We start from the raw sequence: 15,735 nt of genomic DNA on the forward strand, positions 1-15,735 counted from the left end.
ATTCCAAACTCTGCCATAGCTTTCATAGCCCCCAGCGCGATCATATCGTTGTCTGCGAAGAAAGCTGTAGGCAGCTTCACCTTCTCAGATAAATACCGTTTCATATTCTCGTAAGCACCGTCGATGGTAGTTGCCATTGTAAAAATATAGTCCTTATTCAGGGGAAATCCCGCCTTTTGCAGCGCTGTCTGATATCCTGCAAAACGGGACCGGAAAGGTTTGATTCTGAAATCTCCCCGCAGATAACCAATCTCTTTATGCCCATTGGCAATGAGATACTCTGTAGCCATACGCGCAGAATCTGCATTATTGATCAGCATGGCATCGAAGCTCATATCCTCTTTCCAGTAATCAATCACAATAAACGGACAGGTCATTCCGCGGATCAGGTCAATGTCCGCATCCACCATCTCTGTTCCCAGCAGAATCACGGCCGACGCCTTGTCATTCATGATCCACTTCGCCTGTTCCTGATATCCAGGATCTCTTTTGTCCAGATTGCACATCTGCATTTCCATTCCACAGGCGCGGCATTCCTGTTCCACCCCGGAAATCAGCTGGATAAAAAAGGGAGAATCCTCAACCACAGCACCATCCCGCTTAAACATGACAAATTTTATTTTGCGGATATGATTTTCCTCAAAATACCCAAGATCCTGCGCCACTTTAAAAATCTTCGCAGATGTCTCAGCATTCACGCCTTTTTTGTAGTTTAGTGCATTTGAAACAGTTGCCGGAGAAAATCCTGTGATCTCACTGATTTTTCTCACACTCACTTTCATTTTAGTTCCTCCTCTGTCGGTAAAATAATGCCATACATCTGCGAAAAAAAGACGCTGCAAAAAACAAGCTATCACCTGTTATTCGCAGCGTCTTCTCTGATCATTTTATGCTGGGAACGCAACTCCCGCTCTTAAAATTATGTTCGGATAAGGTGTAAACTCACCTGTACGGATTGCGAATTTGCACTGTGCAGACATCTTTTTCAGATCTACATGGTCAATTCTGCTCTCCTCTGCCTCAGGAAGGCTCTGCTGAATATATGCAAGAAGCTCCGGATTTTTTTCCTCAATCTCATTTGCAATGGTGTAGGCTTCCACTTCTGTCTCCGCCAGCACTGCATCCATCACCTGTTTAAAGGTGGGAACCCCTCCGCATACAACCAGGTCTACAATCTCCACGCCCTTTGGAATGGGCATTCCTGCATCACCGATCATAAACAGATCTTTATGTCCCAGCTCTGCGATACAACGGATCAGCTGGGCATTTAAAATCCCTGATTTTTTCATGCTATTCCTCCTGCATCTCTGATTATTACTATAAATCTTTTTCAGATTTTTTTCAACTTTTCAAATTATTTTAATATTAAGAAAGGTTTTGTTGGTTACTTAATTATTTGTTCTCGTTTCTTGCCTGAAGTGCCATCTTCGCCTGAAGATTTCTCTGTGTCTGGTCGATTACGACTGCAAGGATGATAACCAGACCACGGATAACCTTCTGCCAGAACTCGGATACACCACACATTGTCATACCATCATTGATAACACCGATAACAAATGCACCGACTACAGTTCCGATAATGGTTCCGGAACCACCGCTCATGGAAGTACCACCAAGTACGGTAGCTGCGATGGCGTTCATTTCCCAGCCATCACCAGATGCAGGATGTGCTGCGGAAAGCTGTGCGGTGTTGATCATACCAACCCAAGCTGCACAGAAGCCGGAGATCATGTAAACGATAATTTTGATCTTGTCTGCTTTGATACCGGAAAGACGGGCAGATTTCTCGTTACCGCCGACTGCAAGTACATACCATCCAAATGGAAGCTTCTTCAGGATGATAACGGAAATAATTGCAAGCACTGCGAAAATGTAAACACCGGTAGGAATGCCGGCAATATTGCTTCCAAGGATTTTGAAGCCTGTGTTGCCAAGTCCGTCATAACCTTTGATGTCGGAGAATGTTGCACCGTTGGAACGAAGGTTTGCAAAACCACGGCAGATATACATGGTACCAAGGGTAGCGATAAATGGTGCTACACCTAATTTTGTTACAATAAGGCCGTTGACTGCACCGATGATGCATCCAACAACCAGCATGGTAATAATGATTACCGGAACGCTGAAGTAAAGGGTTACACCTGCAAATTTCAGTGTAATACCTTCCTGGATCATACCACCGGCAAGCATACCAACAAGTCCGACTACAGAACCAACGGAAAGGTCAATACCGCCGGTAATGATTACGAAGGTCATACCAAGTGCAAGGATTCCATACAGGGCTACGTGCTTGGCAACCATGGTCAGTGTAGATGCTGACAGGAATGTGGTTCCTTTTACAATGGTAAAAAAGATGACCAGGAGTACCAGTACAATAAAGGTACGTCCTTTTAACAGTGTCATTAACAACTGATTATTATTTGATTTTTTGTTATTCATTGTTCTGCTCCTCCCCGGCTTACGCATTTCTTCCGGTTCCAAGTCCGGCATAAGATGTACGTACAAGTGTGTCTTCTGTGATCTCATCTCCGGTCAACTCGCCGGTCTTTTTGCCATTTGACAATACAACGATCCTGTCTGCGATTGCCATGATCTCTTTCAGCTCAGATGAGATAACGATAATGGAAAGTCCTTTTTCCGCAAGGTCGTGAATGATCTCAAAGACCTCAGTCTTCGCACCGATATCAATACCACGGGAAGGCTCATCCAGAAGTAAGATCTTCGGCTTGGTCAAAAGTCCTTTGCCGATTACAACCTTCTGCTGGTTTCCACCGGACAGTGACAGGATTGGAAGTCTCTTGTCCGCCACTTTAATATGGATATCCTTGATCTGCTCGTCAACTGCCGCATTCTCTGCTTTCTCGTCAAGGAACAGACCTTTTACATAATCTTTCATAGAAGAAATAGCGGTATTCTTGCCGATATCAAGAGTCTGGATCAGACCCTGGCTCTGACGATCCTCAGGTACAAGAGCAAAACCGTTTTTGATCTGGGCGGCAACATCTTTGATATTTAACTTTTTGCCCTCATAGAGTACATCACCGGTGTGTTCCGGATGAAGTCCCATCAGGCACTCAAACAGCTCGCTTCGTCCAGCTCCCAGAAGTCCGTAAACACCAAGGACCTCGCCCTTTTTCAGATCCAGGCTTACGTGGTCAAGAGTCCAGCCGCCGCCTTTTTTCGGAAGGCACATATTCTTAATTTCCAGCACCTTCGGCTGTTTGGAAAGGTCAATGCTTCTCTCAAAACGGTGATACTGGGTGTTCTTTCCAACCATATTCTCTACGATCCAGCTGAGCTCAATGTCCTTTACATCAGCATCTGCAACGTATTTTCCATCACGAAGAATGGTAACGTGATCGCCAATCTCCATGATTTCTTCCAGACGATGGGAAATATATACGATGGAAATTCCGGCTTCCAGAAGCTCTCTCATAATCTTGAAAAGTACCTTAACCTCTGCGGCAGAAAGAGAGGACGTAGGCTCATCCATGATCAGGACACGTAAGTCATCCTGGTTCAGGTTTCGTGCGATTTCCACCATCTGCTGCTGTCCTACACGAAGATCTCCAACCATGGTTTCCGGTGGAATTTCATGTTCCAGACGCTGCAGGATTTTTTTCGCACCCTCTGAATGGGCTTTGTCATCCAGGAAAAAGCCTTTCTTTTTCTCATGTCCCATAAAAATATTCTGGTAAACTGTCATATTCGGGAAAAGAGAAAGCTCCTGGTGGATGATTCCAATACCTTTTGCACGGGCTGCATTGGTATCCTTGAAGTAAACCTCCTGGCCATCCATGTACATCTTGCCTGCTGAAGGCTGCTCGATTCCGGCGATCATCTTCATCAGGGTGGATTTTCCAGCACCATTCTCACCGATCAGAACGTTTACCTTTCCTTTCAGAAGATCGAAGGAAACCTGATCCAGAGCTTTGGTTCCGGGATAAATCTTATCAATTTTTTCACAATGGAGAACAACATTCGGATCATCAAACATAATGCTTCCTCCTTTTATTCAATCGTCAGCTCAACTGCTGTAACAGATACTGCATCTGTACCGGCTTCCGCGCCGCCTGTAAATGTAACAGTCTTGCCAACTACATTTTCGTCGATTCCAAGTGGGTCAATTACCTGTGCAAGCGCCTGCTTGTTCAGTTCTTTTCCATAGCTTGACCATTCTGTCTGGTTGGTAAAGCTTTCAAAATTCTTCAGAGACTGAAGGTCACGGATGGCGGTACTGGAGTTCGGTCCATCTGTCCGGACCTGAACCTCTGTAGTTCCGGTATATCCATCCAGTTCTACTATCAGATAATGTTTCGGGGTGTCTGTATTGTATTCTTTGATTTTTCCTGTGCCTTTTACTGCAGTTGTTTCTGTAATGCCATCGCCATTTAATAATTCAGAAAGATCCTGTGCCTTGTCGGAAATGTCCGCTACAACGGCTCCCCAGTCACCCTGGGACTCTGCTGCGGAATCAAATTCCTGTTTTCCTGTATAAGAAGCTTCTTCGCCAATGGGTACTACAGTTACAACACCACAGCCGGTAAAGGTTACTGCTGTACATGCGGCCAGAACTGCCAAAATTCTTCTGCTTTTCATAATCATCTCTCCCTGCTTTCTATTATAAAAGGCGGCGCTGGCGCACCGCCTTCCAAAGCGTGTTTAAAAAAACTTTCTGCAAAATATACCATAAAGCGGGGCATGCAGATTGTGCGAATAATTTTTCAAACACTCGTTCATTTTTTATAAAAATCTGTTTCCTGGCAGCCAGATTATTTAGCTTCTGGTTCTGTGTAAACAAATGCGTTCAGGCAATCTGTGTTGTCAGCTGTGATTGCTACACAAGGAACAAGCTGTTTCTCTTCTTCCGGAGCTGTACCGTTAAGGTAAGCGTCTGCCTGCTCAACTGCCATCTCAGTGATCAGAGCGATCTGCTGAAGAGCGGTACCAACCATGTCACCAGATTTGATGTAAGCGTTTGCTTCGTCAGATCCGTCAAGACCGATGATCTTAATGTCGTCACGTCCTGCATCCAGGCAAGCCTGAACAGCACCACATGCCATTGTGTCATTACCGCAGATAATACCGGTGATCTCTGGATTGGACTGAAGGATTGCTTCTGTCTTCTCATAAGCTTCTGTCTGATCCCAGTTAGCGGACTGCTGAGCTACCATCTCAAGATCCTCATACTCATCAATTACAGAATGGTAGTTATCAGAACGAACCTGGCAGTTTGTATCGGATTCAAGTCCAAGGAGCTCTGCGTATTTGCCTTCGTAGTTCATAGCCTCAACCCATACTTCTGCGATTGCTGCTGCACCCTGTGCGTTATCTGCAACGATCTGTGCTACTGCAAGTCCTGACTTGTTAATTTCACGGTCAATAAGGAAAGTAGGGATTCCTGCATCATATGCTTTCTGAACTGCTTCGATGGAAGCATCTGCTCCAGCGTTATCGCAAATGATTGCTGCTGCGCCATCGTTGATAGCTGCTTCGAAAAGCTCAAGCTGTGTAGCAGCGTCGTCATCGTGGGAAGCACATTTTACTTCGTATCCAAGTTCTTCAGCTTTTTCTTTCGCAATTACCTGCTCTGTGTTGAAGAATGGGTTAGATGTGGAAGGTGTGATACAGTAAATGATCTTGCTTCCGCCGCCTGGAAGTAATTCTGCATTCTCTTCAGCCATTACCGGAACTGTCATTAAACCTCCAACCATCGCTGCTGTCATAGCCAATGCCATTGCTTTTCTTGCTTTCATAAATACGTCCTCCTTGAAATATAATTAAGATCTGTTTTTGTTCGGTTTTCTCTCCGAACTGTTGATAATTTGATTATAAACGTTTGTATAAATATTTCAATAATTTTTTTAGTTTTATGTGTTATTTTGTATGAATGCACAAGGTTTTCGTTGTGATTTTAGTAAGCTTTTACTATAAAATTCATGTGTTTCCAACTATCCATTCGTGCATTTATGTAAATGTTTATATAAACATTTATAAACAGTATGTAAAACATAATATAAATTTTGCACGTTATGGAGACGGCTGCCAAGACTATCCAGAGCTAGGCAACAGCTCTGGTGAATAAGACCTGTTCTCTGCAAAAAATAAGGCAATCACCAAGGTCTCATGCAAACATGGACTTTGGTGACTGCCTCACACAGATACACGCTTATGCAATTTGAAATCTACAACATTCCCAGCTCTTTCTTCACTTCATCCGCTCTCGGAATGGACGGTGTAGCGCCTGGTCTTGAAACAGCAATGGAGGAGGCCTTTGCAGCCATTCTCAGCGCCTCCTGGATGGATCTGCCCTCGATAACTGCAGCAATGAAATATCCTGTAAATGTATCACCAGCCGCTGTGGTATCCACGGCTTTTACCTTGAAAATGTCCTGGAAAACTTTTTCTTTTCCATCGTAATAAACAGCGCCGTCACTTCCAAGTGTAAGCACGAAACGTGCATTCGGGAATCTGGCAGCCATAGCATCCAGAATCTGATCTTTATCCTTGCAGCCAGTGATCTGCTCACCTTCAATTTCGTTTACGAGAAACAGATAAACCTTACTGAGATCACAGGTACTCAGCTTGTCATCAAAAGGTGACGGATTCATAACTATCTTCATCTTTTTCTCATAAGCCTGGTCAATAATGTAGTCCAGCATATTGATCTCATTCTGCAGCATCAGATAGTCTCCTTCTCCAAAATCAGCAAGAACTTCATCTACAAATTCCTTTGTCTGCATCTGGTTGGTTCCACCGTATAAAATGATGCAGTTCTGGGCATTTTTGTCCACCTGGATCATGGTATGACCACCCTTTACCGGAAGTCTGCGGATATATTTGGTGTTTACACCAGCTTCCTTACAAGCCTCTAACAGAATATCTCCATCTGTTCCCACGATTCCTGCATGATAAACCGGCACCCCAGCCTTCGCCAGTGCAATAGACTGGTTCAGTCCTTTTCCTCCGCTGAAAACTTCCAGCTTGGAAGAATGCTGGGTTTCACCGCCTACAATGATGTGATCTACGGAATACACGTAGTCTACGTTTAATGAACCGTAATTTAGTACTTTCATGTAAAAACCTCCTTTTTGTTATGTTCGCTTTGCTGTGATCTCAGCGAACCCAAATATGTAAAATATATTTTTCCTGTCCGATTCTGATCCGTCAGAACTGACAGTATTTTATATTCCTATTATGTTGTAGAACTTTCACCGCGTCAACTAAATTTTGCCCCTTATTATCCATGCCCTGTTCAGCAACTATTACAGCCAGCTTCGCTGTTCAAAAAGAGCGGCTCAATCCGCTTTCACGAACAAGCCGCTTCTTTACTTACTTTTTATTTCGGAGCCTTCTGAAGCTTGCTGAACATATCGCCCAAAAGTGCATCACGATAAATGAATCGTACAAGTCTCATCTCATGTCTGGTATCATCCAACTCCCATTTCAGATTCTGGGTCAGTCTCGGAGTTGGAACCAGTGTGGAAGGGCACCAGTTTGGATTAACCGCATATCCTACTGTAGAAATATCCCAGATAATTCTGGAAGGTGAAAGCATGGAATCTGTTTTCGGAGCGCCCTCATCGCCATAATCATCCAGACCCGCGCAATATGTCTGATGGAAAAGATCCAGCCAGTTCTGCGCCATCTCCTGGGACATCTGGCTTGTAACTGTCTCGCAAAGATAAGTTCCCACTTCACTCTTATTTTTAATGTGATATTCCAGTTCCGGACCGGTAACAGAAAGATAAGAAGCAACGGACATACACGGTACCAGTACCAGCGGAACGCCGCTGTCCAGAATTACCTGGGAAGCCAGCACATCCTGTCCAAGGTTGAACTCAATTGCATGCGGCCAGTATAACGGCTGTCCGGACAACCATATAACAACCATTTTTTTGATAATTTCGGGATCCATCAAAATAGCGGAAGCAACGTTGGTAATCTCGCCAATAGCAATTACATAAAGCACATCTTCACATTCACGAACTCTTTTTACCAAATCTCTGGCAGCATCACTGTCTACAGGCTGGTCTTTCACAGTCATGTATCTCTCAGAGCCCCGGAATACTCGCTCTTTGAAATCATCTCTTCCAAGAAGTCCCAGCAGCTTCAGGATTTCCTGGTAGCTTAATTCAAGACCTTCCTTAAGATCTCCGGTCATTGGAATTGCTACACCGTCAGTCTGCATTAAGCGTGCAAAGAAATCTGATGAAAAAGGTGCGGCGTAGATGGCTTCCATCTGTATTTTTTCCGGTGAAAGCATTGCATATGAAATTGCGAACTGGTCATCTACCTCATTATATGTATCTGAATCAATGACAGCGTGGATTTTTTTTCGGGGCGGTTCCAGACGCTGTCTGCGCTCCTCTGGTGTTATAACTGGATATTTCATTTTTTGCAACTCCTTTCCAAGCATTTATGAAACACTTATAGCCTTTTGTCTGGCTGCTCTTTTTTCCTTAAATTCTTCTATTCTTCCTGAGTTTTCAAACAAAATCATTACAACCAGAAGGAAAAATCCAAGTACAACATTCTGGAATGTATCCGGAAGTCCTACTGCGATCAGACCGATGAAAATAATGTTTAATGTAAACTGTGCAATAAATATTCCAACTGTCAGGTCACAAATCCGCTGTAATACCAGTGCCAGCAGAACGCTGATCAAAGGCTTAAACATAATCGTTACACTTCCAAGACTTGTCTGTGCTCCTACAGAGCCGGACTGACTCAGTGTAAGGATTGCAGCGATTCCGATAAATACACTTCCATATACAAATGATTTGCATTTTACCAGATCTGTTTTGATACCGGAGTTCTTCGCAACGACTTCATTACTTCCTACAGCTCTCATATGGAAGCTGAATACAGTATGGTTAAAAATGAAGTAAAACAAAACAGCTGATAACAGGAAGATAATAACAATATTCGGAGAAGAACCAAAAATTGCATATTTATTATCAATTTGTACAAATCCGTAATGTCCTGCAAGTTTTGAACCAACAATCTCAAATACCATTGCCAGACCCATTGTCAATACAAGTGACGGAATCTTTAACCACCAGTTCAGGACACCTGTAATAACACCAACAACGATAGCACTGATAATTGCTCCAAGGATCATTCCTGCAAACCCATACTGGGCTGCAAGAAGACCGCCGATAACACCGCTGATGACCAGACGTGAGCCTATGGTGAAATCGAATACTCCGCAGATATTACCATAAGCAATGGCATATGCTGTGATGGTAGGTATGATCGTCTGAATAAAAATTGTGTAAATACAATTCCAGTTACTGAACCTTTCAAAGCAAATAACCAAGAAGATCAGATAAACGATTACAGGCAGCATGATTACTTTCAGTGTATTTATCAAAAATCGTTTCATATAAGTTTCATCTCCTTATTTTGCAATTGCGTTTACAACTGCTTATTTGCTGTGACGCTCAACTACATCAGCAATAGAGAAGGTAGAAATCAAATCATTCATGTAGTCCATATCAATATCAGGATTGTAGAATTTAATCATTTTCTCTTTAATTTCATCTGCTGTGTAAACCGGCTCGTCGCCCAGGAAGTATTCGTTGAACTGCTCAGCCTCTTCTGCTGTTGTAAGTTCCAGGTAAGGGGTAATAATGTTTGTAGGTCCATCTTCAACAATTGGAGTACCAATAACTTTGTTTACAAGGATAACTGCAGATACAAGCGGGTCGATCTGCTGCTGTCCGCCGTAAGATACGTGGAAAGTACCCTCTTTCAGGTAATCGCCAAGAGTTGTCTCAAAGTCAATACGTCCGACTTTGATATCGCCAGCTTTATCATGGTCTGCAAGGGCTTTTTCGATTGTAGGAATTGCACCGCCGCAATATGTTCCAAGTACCAGGATACCATTCATTTCCGGATATGCTGCAATATAGCTTTCAACAGTCTTGGTCATATCTGTTGTTACAGTAATGTCATAAGTTGTGTTCAGAATGTTTACACCTGCTTCTTCTGCGCCCTCAGCAGCACCTTTGTCACGAAGGTCAGAGGAAGTATCACCTTTTGCAATATTGATAACACCTAAATCAGTTACACCCATGTCTGCCATTGATTTTACAATGTTGGAAGCGCAGGTCTCATCATCTTCGTTGCAGCCTCCTGCGAACCATTCTGAATCATACATAGCTTCACGAATGTCGTCATCACTAATGGTACGGAACATTGTACCCCAGTAAACACCAGCATCTGCGCACATTGCATCAACTGCAGGAAGCATGGAATCGGAAGCCGGCATGAAAAGAATACCATCAACATCACGGCTGATCAGTTCACTGATATTGTCGATCAGTCCATCTGCGGAGTTGTCAGTTACTACGTTTACCAGTTCGCCTCCCGCAGACTCTACAGCTGCTTTTACGTTGTTGTAAATGGAGATCCAGGTTGGATCTGTATTAGCAGTATCCCATGGAAAACCGATTTTGAACGGTTCCGGATCTGAGCTCTCTGCATATACGCTCACGCCAGAGAACATCGTTGCGGTCAGTGCTACTGTCATCCCGATTGCCATAAATCTTCTTAATTTCATGTTTCTTTCCTCCTTGAAAATTATATAGTTTTTATTTTTTGAGCAAATGCTCATAGTTCCAAATTCATGATCTGCTTATTTGATCACCGCTGCACTTCTTCGGTCAAAGGAAATCGCTACTACTACCACAAGAAGAATTCCCTGTACCACCTGCTGTGTCAGTCCGTCAATTCCCACAAGAGACATTCCACTCTTTAGCAATGCCATTGCCACACTTCCGATGATCGCTGCACGGAACTTTACATTCCAGCCGCCGGAAAGAGGCATTCCACCGAACAATACGGCGAGAAGTACATCAAACTCAAATGCGTTTCCTGTTTTTGATGAAGCTGTGCAAGCTCTTACCAGTGTGAAAAATCCAACCAGTCCGCAGATCAGGCCAACCAGCATAAAGGAAATCATTCTTGTTCTTTCTACATCGACTCCGGATTGTCTTGCAGCTTCCCTGGAAGATCCAACTGCCCGGCAGTTTTTTCCAAATGCACATTTCTGAAACAGAGTTCCTGATATTACCAGAACAATTATCATTGTAAGGATTTTTACCCAGTCCTTATCGAACACTCTCATGGAGATCGGGATTCCTACAGAACCATTGAGGAAATAAGTGGTCAGTCCTCTGAAAATAAAGGATACTGCCAATGTTCCAATGAAGGATTCCACTCTCAGATAAGCAGTAGCAAAACCGCTTAACAGGCCAATTCCAGTTCCTGTAAGGAGGGCCACCGGCAAAATCAGCGCCGGACTGATGGCTGCGGAAAAAGCTCCCATTGCTGCGGCAAATCCCACGATAGCTCCTACGGAAAGATCCAGCTCACCAAGTGCCATAACGAATGTGTACATCATAGAACATAAGGCAATACTGAAAAAGTTGTTAAAAATATTCATCAGGTTTCGCTGTCCCAGAAGCTTTCCACCTGTCAGTATCTCAAATAATACAAGAACCAGTATAAGACCCAGGAATGCGAAATTGTTTACCAACAATTCTTTTATGTTTGTTTTTGGAGTCTCTGACGCTTTGCTGTTTTCCATCCTGCTCACCCCTTAAATCATTTTCTGTATTAACTTCGCTTCTGTCAGGCCTTCATTGCGAAGGAATTCTCCTGAAACAGCTCCGTCTCTTAGAAGAACAATTCGATCTGACATACCGATCAGCTCCTGCAGTTCCTCAGAAATCAGCAGAATCGATTTTCCTTCTTCCTTCATCTGCATAATCAGCTGATAAATTGCAGCTTTTGTTCCTACATCAATTCCTCTGGTCGGACAGTCAAGAATCATGATATCTGAACCTTTTCCCAGCCATTTCGCCAGAACTACTTTTTGTTTATTTCCACCGCTTAAGGTGTTGCAGAATACTTTTACAGAATCTGCTTTCACTTCCATTCTCTCTGACCACTTCTCTGCCAGCTGTTTCTGTTTTTTCTCAGAAATCGGACCAAAAGGTGTGAGATCTTTTAAAGACGGAAGACATATATTATCTTTAATGCTGCTGATCAGCATTAAGGATTCCTGGTCTCGGTTTTTGGAAACATAGCCGATTCCATGTTTTACTGCCCAGGAAGCACTTTTTACAGGTTCCTTCTGATCTTTTAAAACCTCTCCTGTCTCCGGCTTCAAAAGTCCGAACAGAACTTTTCCCACATCGTGCATACCACAGTCGCTTAGGCCTCCAACTCCAAGGATTTCTCCTTTGTGCAGCTGGATGTTCAGATTTTCCAGAGATCCGGCAATTACATTTCTGGCTTCCAGTACAACCTGTTTACTTACTTCTACGCCTGTATCCTCTCTGTAATAATGTCCTGACAACTCTCTTCCGATAAGCAACTGTCTGATCTTATCTGCATTAAATTCTTCTTTCTGCAAATTTGCTATAAACAAGCCATCTCGCAATACAGTAAGGGAATCACATTTATCCATGATTTCTTCAATGTCATGGGAAATAAATAAAATAGCTTTTCCCTCATCCTTTTTTTCTTTCATCAATTTATAAAGCAGCTCACGTCCTGCAACGGACAATGCAGTTGTTGTCTCATCAATGATCCAGATTTTGGGAGATGTATATAATGCTCTTGCCAGTTCTACCAGCTTTCGGTCTTCAAAGGAAAGCTGATCAATCATCATTTCCGGCTTAATATTATCTACGTAAATGCTATGAAGCGCTTTGGCAGCTTCCCGGTTCATTTCTTTTACATTAAGCACACCGCCTTTTGCAAACTTCTCTTCTTTTCCAAAAAAGATATTTGCAGCTACTGATATTTTGGAAATGGTTCCCTGTTCCTGAACTACCATGCTGACTCCATGATTGATTGCATCCACAGTTCCGGTTGGTTCATATGGTTCTCCGTCCAGGTACATTTTTCCACTGTCATGTTTCTGAATTCCGGCTACAATTGATGAAAAAGTTGATTTTCCAGATCCGTTCTCACCAACCAGACCTCTGATTTCTCCAGCCTTTATGGTAATGTCAAACTCTTTCAATGCATGTACTGTTCCAAATGATTTGCATATCTTCTCTGCCCGGAACAAATATTTTTCCTGCTCAGCCATGTCTTCACCCCGCATATCCTGCATTTCTTTGTGTTTCCTTGATTTCTGACATTATTATAGTCCGTGGTTTTTGTGCAATAAAGATGATTTTTTTCATATTTTGTTAGATTTTCCGTCTTTTTTAATATATTTTTTCATATCATCTTATTTTATTGCACAAAAAATGCTGTTATATGCAGTTTCTTACCACCACACATAACAGCACTTTTTCGTTTTTTAATGTACTCTAGAGCCTGTTTGAAAAAGGCTCTAGTCTTCGCCAAATTCAATGGTAATTTTGGTTCCTTTAGTCATTTCGCTTTCGATTTTCATGCAGTTTGTATTTCCATACAGATAATACAATCTTCCACGGATATTAGACAATCCGATTTTCTTGCCTCGATCTTCTGGATTAAAGCGTATACTACTGATCTCATCCAGCCTTTCTGCATCCATTCCACCACCATTGTCTTCCACCGACAAGGTAAGATTTCCATTTTCGTTTCTGCAAACACTGATTACGATTTTTCCACAGAATTCACCACTTTCCTCATCGATCAGACCGTGGAATAAAGAATTCTCCACCAGTGGCTGGATCATATTCTTTGGAATCTGCTCTTCCATCAATTCTGGTGCAATATCCCATTCTACTTTCAGATTTCCGTCATACATAAATTTCTCAATAACAATATACTGGTTCACAATTTTCATCTCATTTGCAATAGTATCTGTAATCTGGATATCATTTACGCGCAGACGGTCTTTCAGGATCGCAATCAGCGCGGAATTTACCTTTACAATATCTTCGCAACGCCGTTTTCTGGCAAGATAATTGATGCTGTTAATGGTATTGTAAATAAAATGAGGGTCGATCTGGCTCACCAGAAGGCTAAACCGGATCTGCTGCTCTTTTGCCTCTTTTTCCCCGATTACTTCTATGCTGTGTTTCAGGTCATCGATCATTTTATTAAAAGAGAACTCCAGCTGGCCAATCTCATCTTCCCTGTCGGACTCCACTTTACAGTCCAGATTTCCTTTAGCAGCCATAAGCATATGCTGGGACAAAACCAAAACAGGTTTTATCAAAGTATTTATATTTCTATAATTCATAAACAATACCAGGATGAGGAAAATGGCAAGTGTTCCGAAAAGTCCTGCAATATATGGAAAAAGCACCATCCAGATAGATTCTTGGTTCACAATGGAAACTACCTCGTAACCACAAGTGGCAGATTTGTTATGAAAAACAATATCGCCAGTTAAAGCTTTCCGTTTATTTTTACTGTCATTCTTTTGATCATCGTTCTGCTCAGCCGCCTTCCTGGCGTCTGCAATGTCGTCTTCCAATCCATACTCATAAAAGATGTTTCCGGTACTGTCGACCAGATACCATGCATCAAGACTGTTTCCTGCCAGACCACGCATATCCTTCAGGGTGTTATTCAAATTTACAAACATAACGATAGTACACCACTGATTATTCAGATAATAATTTCGGGCATATGCCACTGTACAATAGGAGTTTGAACCAACCGAGGCCTGGTACACTGAAGAATAAGAACGTCCAAAGCCATTGCCCGTCATATTAGAAAAATTTTCTGAATTCAATACCTCCATATCTTCCTGAGCAATATTTGTCATGGAATCAATGATAGGCGCATTTTGACCGGCAATAGCAATTCCACGGATCATCCCCATATAACTGGTGAGATTGTTTAGCCTCACCGATGCTCTGGTCTTATTTTTCGTGTCCGGATTACTTAAATAAGTTTGAATATCATTATTCTGTTCTACCGTTGCCGCAACATTTTCCATATAATTTTCCACTAGAGACAGTGTATTTTCCACGTGTTGCAGCAAAGAAGCTGTTGTATTCTCGGAAATCTGCACCTCGTTTTCCTTAAATACCGGAAAGAAAAAGCCAAAGGAAATTCCAATCGCTATAATAAAAGAAATCAGCCCTCCAGTAAGTATACTCACCATCAAGCGTTTTCTGAAAGATGTTTTACATTTATTCCTCGTTTTTTCTTCCCCCTTTTTTGGAATATTCTGTTGGGAACATTCCAGTCTTTTTATAAAAGGCTTGACTGAAATACTGGCTGGAATTGTATCCTACCGCAGAACAGATCTCATATATTTTATAGTTTCCATCATCCATCATTCTCTTTGCTGCTTCAATTCTTACATCTGTCAGGTAGCTTTTCAGAGTGACACCGGTTTCTTTTTTAAATTCACTGCTTAGGTACCCAGGGCTTAAATGTACATAGGCAGCCACATCATTGAGAGACAAATCCGGATTTCGGAAAGACCTGCAAATATATTCCACTGCATCAGAGATTACCCGGGAATAGCCGTTTACTTCTCTAGTCAGATACTCATGGTAGTGATTTACCTGCGCTTCCAGCCAGGCAACAATTTTTTCTGCGTCCAGCCAGTCTTTCCAGCAGGAAGCTATCCGTGGAACTTCTTTTCCAGCTTCGATTTTATCATAAGCATGTTTCAATGCCGTGTAACCAGACTGGACAGTAGTTATAAATTGCTCTGCGCAATCTGTTTTTGCAGTATTCAGAATTTCATAGAGCATCTGAGTACGTGTCTGTGAATCTGATTCTTTCAGCATATTCTCCATGGAAAATCTCTTATTC

General features: G+C 42.5%; 14 protein-coding genes. All 14 read right to left on the bottom strand.

Annotated features, from left to right (window positions below; genetic code table 11):
* Nucleotides 1-782 (bottom strand): LacI family DNA-binding transcriptional regulator (locus AB5642_RS10755; protein ID WP_368371591.1); only part of this gene is annotated, 782 nt, incomplete at its 3' end.
* A 105-nt stretch (nt 783-887) separates the two neighbouring features.
* The gene (rbsD, locus tag AB5642_RS10760; RefSeq protein WP_173716076.1) at nt 888-1,289 is read right to left on the bottom strand and encodes a D-ribose pyranase; all 402 of its coding nucleotides are present in this window, start codon (nt 1,287-1,289) and stop codon (nt 888-890) included.
* Between the two features lie 103 nt (nt 1,290-1,392).
* A complete protein-coding gene (locus tag AB5642_RS10765) occupies nt 1,393-2,439 on the bottom strand; it encodes an ABC transporter permease (protein ID WP_118582012.1) in 1,047 nt (348 codons plus the stop codon).
* A 19-nt stretch (nt 2,440-2,458) separates the two neighbouring features.
* Nucleotides 2,459-3,997 carry a sugar ABC transporter ATP-binding protein gene (locus AB5642_RS10770; RefSeq protein WP_302672974.1) on the bottom strand — a complete coding sequence of 513 codons (1,539 nt, stop codon included), beginning with the start codon at nt 3,995-3,997 and terminating at the stop codon, nt 2,459-2,461.
* A 14-nt stretch (nt 3,998-4,011) separates the two neighbouring features.
* A complete protein-coding gene (locus tag AB5642_RS10775) occupies nt 4,012-4,599 on the bottom strand; it encodes a DUF2291 family protein (protein ID WP_173716075.1) in 588 nt (195 codons plus the stop codon).
* 173 nt (nt 4,600-4,772) lie between these two features.
* The gene (locus AB5642_RS10780) at nt 4,773-5,756 is read right to left on the bottom strand and encodes a D-ribose ABC transporter substrate-binding protein (protein WP_368371592.1); all 984 of its coding nucleotides are present in this window, start codon (nt 5,754-5,756) and stop codon (nt 4,773-4,775) included.
* Between the two features lie 429 nt (nt 5,757-6,185).
* Nucleotides 6,186-7,076, bottom strand: coding sequence for a ribokinase (locus AB5642_RS10785; RefSeq protein WP_173716074.1), 891 nt, complete (start codon nt 7,074-7,076; stop codon nt 6,186-6,188).
* A 263-nt stretch (nt 7,077-7,339) separates the two neighbouring features.
* Nucleotides 7,340-8,395, bottom strand: a complete 1,056-nt coding sequence (locus tag AB5642_RS10790) for a nucleoside hydrolase (protein ID WP_173772256.1) — start codon at nt 8,393-8,395, stop codon at nt 7,340-7,342.
* Nucleotides 8,396-8,419: 24 nt separating this feature from the next.
* Nucleotides 8,420-9,388 carry an ABC transporter permease gene (locus tag AB5642_RS10795; RefSeq protein ID WP_173772254.1) on the bottom strand — a complete coding sequence of 323 codons (969 nt, stop codon included), beginning with the start codon at nt 9,386-9,388 and terminating at the stop codon, nt 8,420-8,422.
* 42 nt (nt 9,389-9,430) lie between these two features.
* A complete protein-coding gene (locus tag AB5642_RS10800; protein WP_173772252.1) occupies nt 9,431-10,567 on the bottom strand; it encodes a substrate-binding domain-containing protein in 1,137 nt (378 codons plus the stop codon).
* 75 nt (nt 10,568-10,642) lie between these two features.
* Complete coding sequence (locus AB5642_RS10805) at nt 10,643-11,596, bottom strand: ABC transporter permease (protein ID WP_368371593.1); 954 nt, start codon at nt 11,594-11,596, stop codon at nt 10,643-10,645.
* 12 nt (nt 11,597-11,608) lie between these two features.
* A complete protein-coding gene (locus AB5642_RS10810) occupies nt 11,609-13,135 on the bottom strand; it encodes a sugar ABC transporter ATP-binding protein (RefSeq protein ID WP_368371594.1) in 1,527 nt (508 codons plus the stop codon).
* Nucleotides 13,136-13,360: 225 nt separating this feature from the next.
* Entirely contained in the window at nt 13,361-15,073 is a 1,713-nt protein-coding gene (locus tag AB5642_RS10815; protein ID WP_368371595.1) for a sensor histidine kinase, read from the bottom strand.
* 28 nt (nt 15,074-15,101) lie between these two features.
* The coding region (locus tag AB5642_RS10820; protein ID WP_368371596.1) for a helix-turn-helix domain-containing protein at nt 15,102-15,735 on the bottom strand (634 nt) is incomplete at its 5' end.

The organism is Ruminococcus sp. 1001136sp1_2201st1_G3_2201SCRN_220225 (genome assembly GCF_040924365.1).
GTDB classification, from domain to species: domain Bacteria; phylum Bacillota; class Clostridia; order Lachnospirales; family Lachnospiraceae; genus Blautia_A; species Blautia_A faecis.

What these genes read in the sequence shown, in the direction of transcription:
- rbsD (WP_173716076.1), bottom strand. Translation starts at nt 1,289, where the DNA reads ATGAAAAAATCAGGGATTTTAAATGCCCAGCTGATCCGTTGTATCGCA.
- AB5642_RS10765 (WP_118582012.1), bottom strand. Translation starts at nt 2,439, where the DNA reads ATGAATAACAAAAAATCAAATAATAATCAGTTGTTAATGACACTGTTA.
- AB5642_RS10770 (WP_302672974.1), bottom strand. Translation starts at nt 3,997, where the DNA reads ATGTTTGATGATCCGAATGTTGTTCTCCATTGTGAAAAAATTGATAAG.
- AB5642_RS10775 (WP_173716075.1), bottom strand. Translation starts at nt 4,599, where the DNA reads ATGAAAAGCAGAAGAATTTTGGCAGTTCTGGCCGCATGTACAGCAGTA.
- AB5642_RS10780 (WP_368371592.1), bottom strand. Translation starts at nt 5,756, where the DNA reads ATGAAAGCAAGAAAAGCAATGGCATTGGCTATGACAGCAGCGATGGTT.
- AB5642_RS10785 (WP_173716074.1), bottom strand. Translation starts at nt 7,076, where the DNA reads ATGAAAGTACTAAATTACGGTTCATTAAACGTAGACTACGTGTATTCC.
- AB5642_RS10790 (WP_173772256.1), bottom strand. Translation starts at nt 8,395, where the DNA reads ATGAAATATCCAGTTATAACACCAGAGGAGCGCAGACAGCGTCTGGAA.
- AB5642_RS10795 (WP_173772254.1), bottom strand. Translation starts at nt 9,388, where the DNA reads ATGAAACGATTTTTGATAAATACACTGAAAGTAATCATGCTGCCTGTA.
- AB5642_RS10800 (WP_173772252.1), bottom strand. Translation starts at nt 10,567, where the DNA reads ATGAAATTAAGAAGATTTATGGCAATCGGGATGACAGTAGCACTGACC.
- AB5642_RS10805 (WP_368371593.1), bottom strand. Translation starts at nt 11,596, where the DNA reads ATGGAAAACAGCAAAGCGTCAGAGACTCCAAAAACAAACATAAAAGAA.
- AB5642_RS10810 (WP_368371594.1), bottom strand. Translation starts at nt 13,135, where the DNA reads ATGCAGGATATGCGGGGTGAAGACATGGCTGAGCAGGAAAAATATTTG.
- AB5642_RS10815 (WP_368371595.1), bottom strand. Translation starts at nt 15,073, where the DNA reads ATGGTGAGTATACTTACTGGAGGGCTGATTTCTTTTATTATAGCGATT.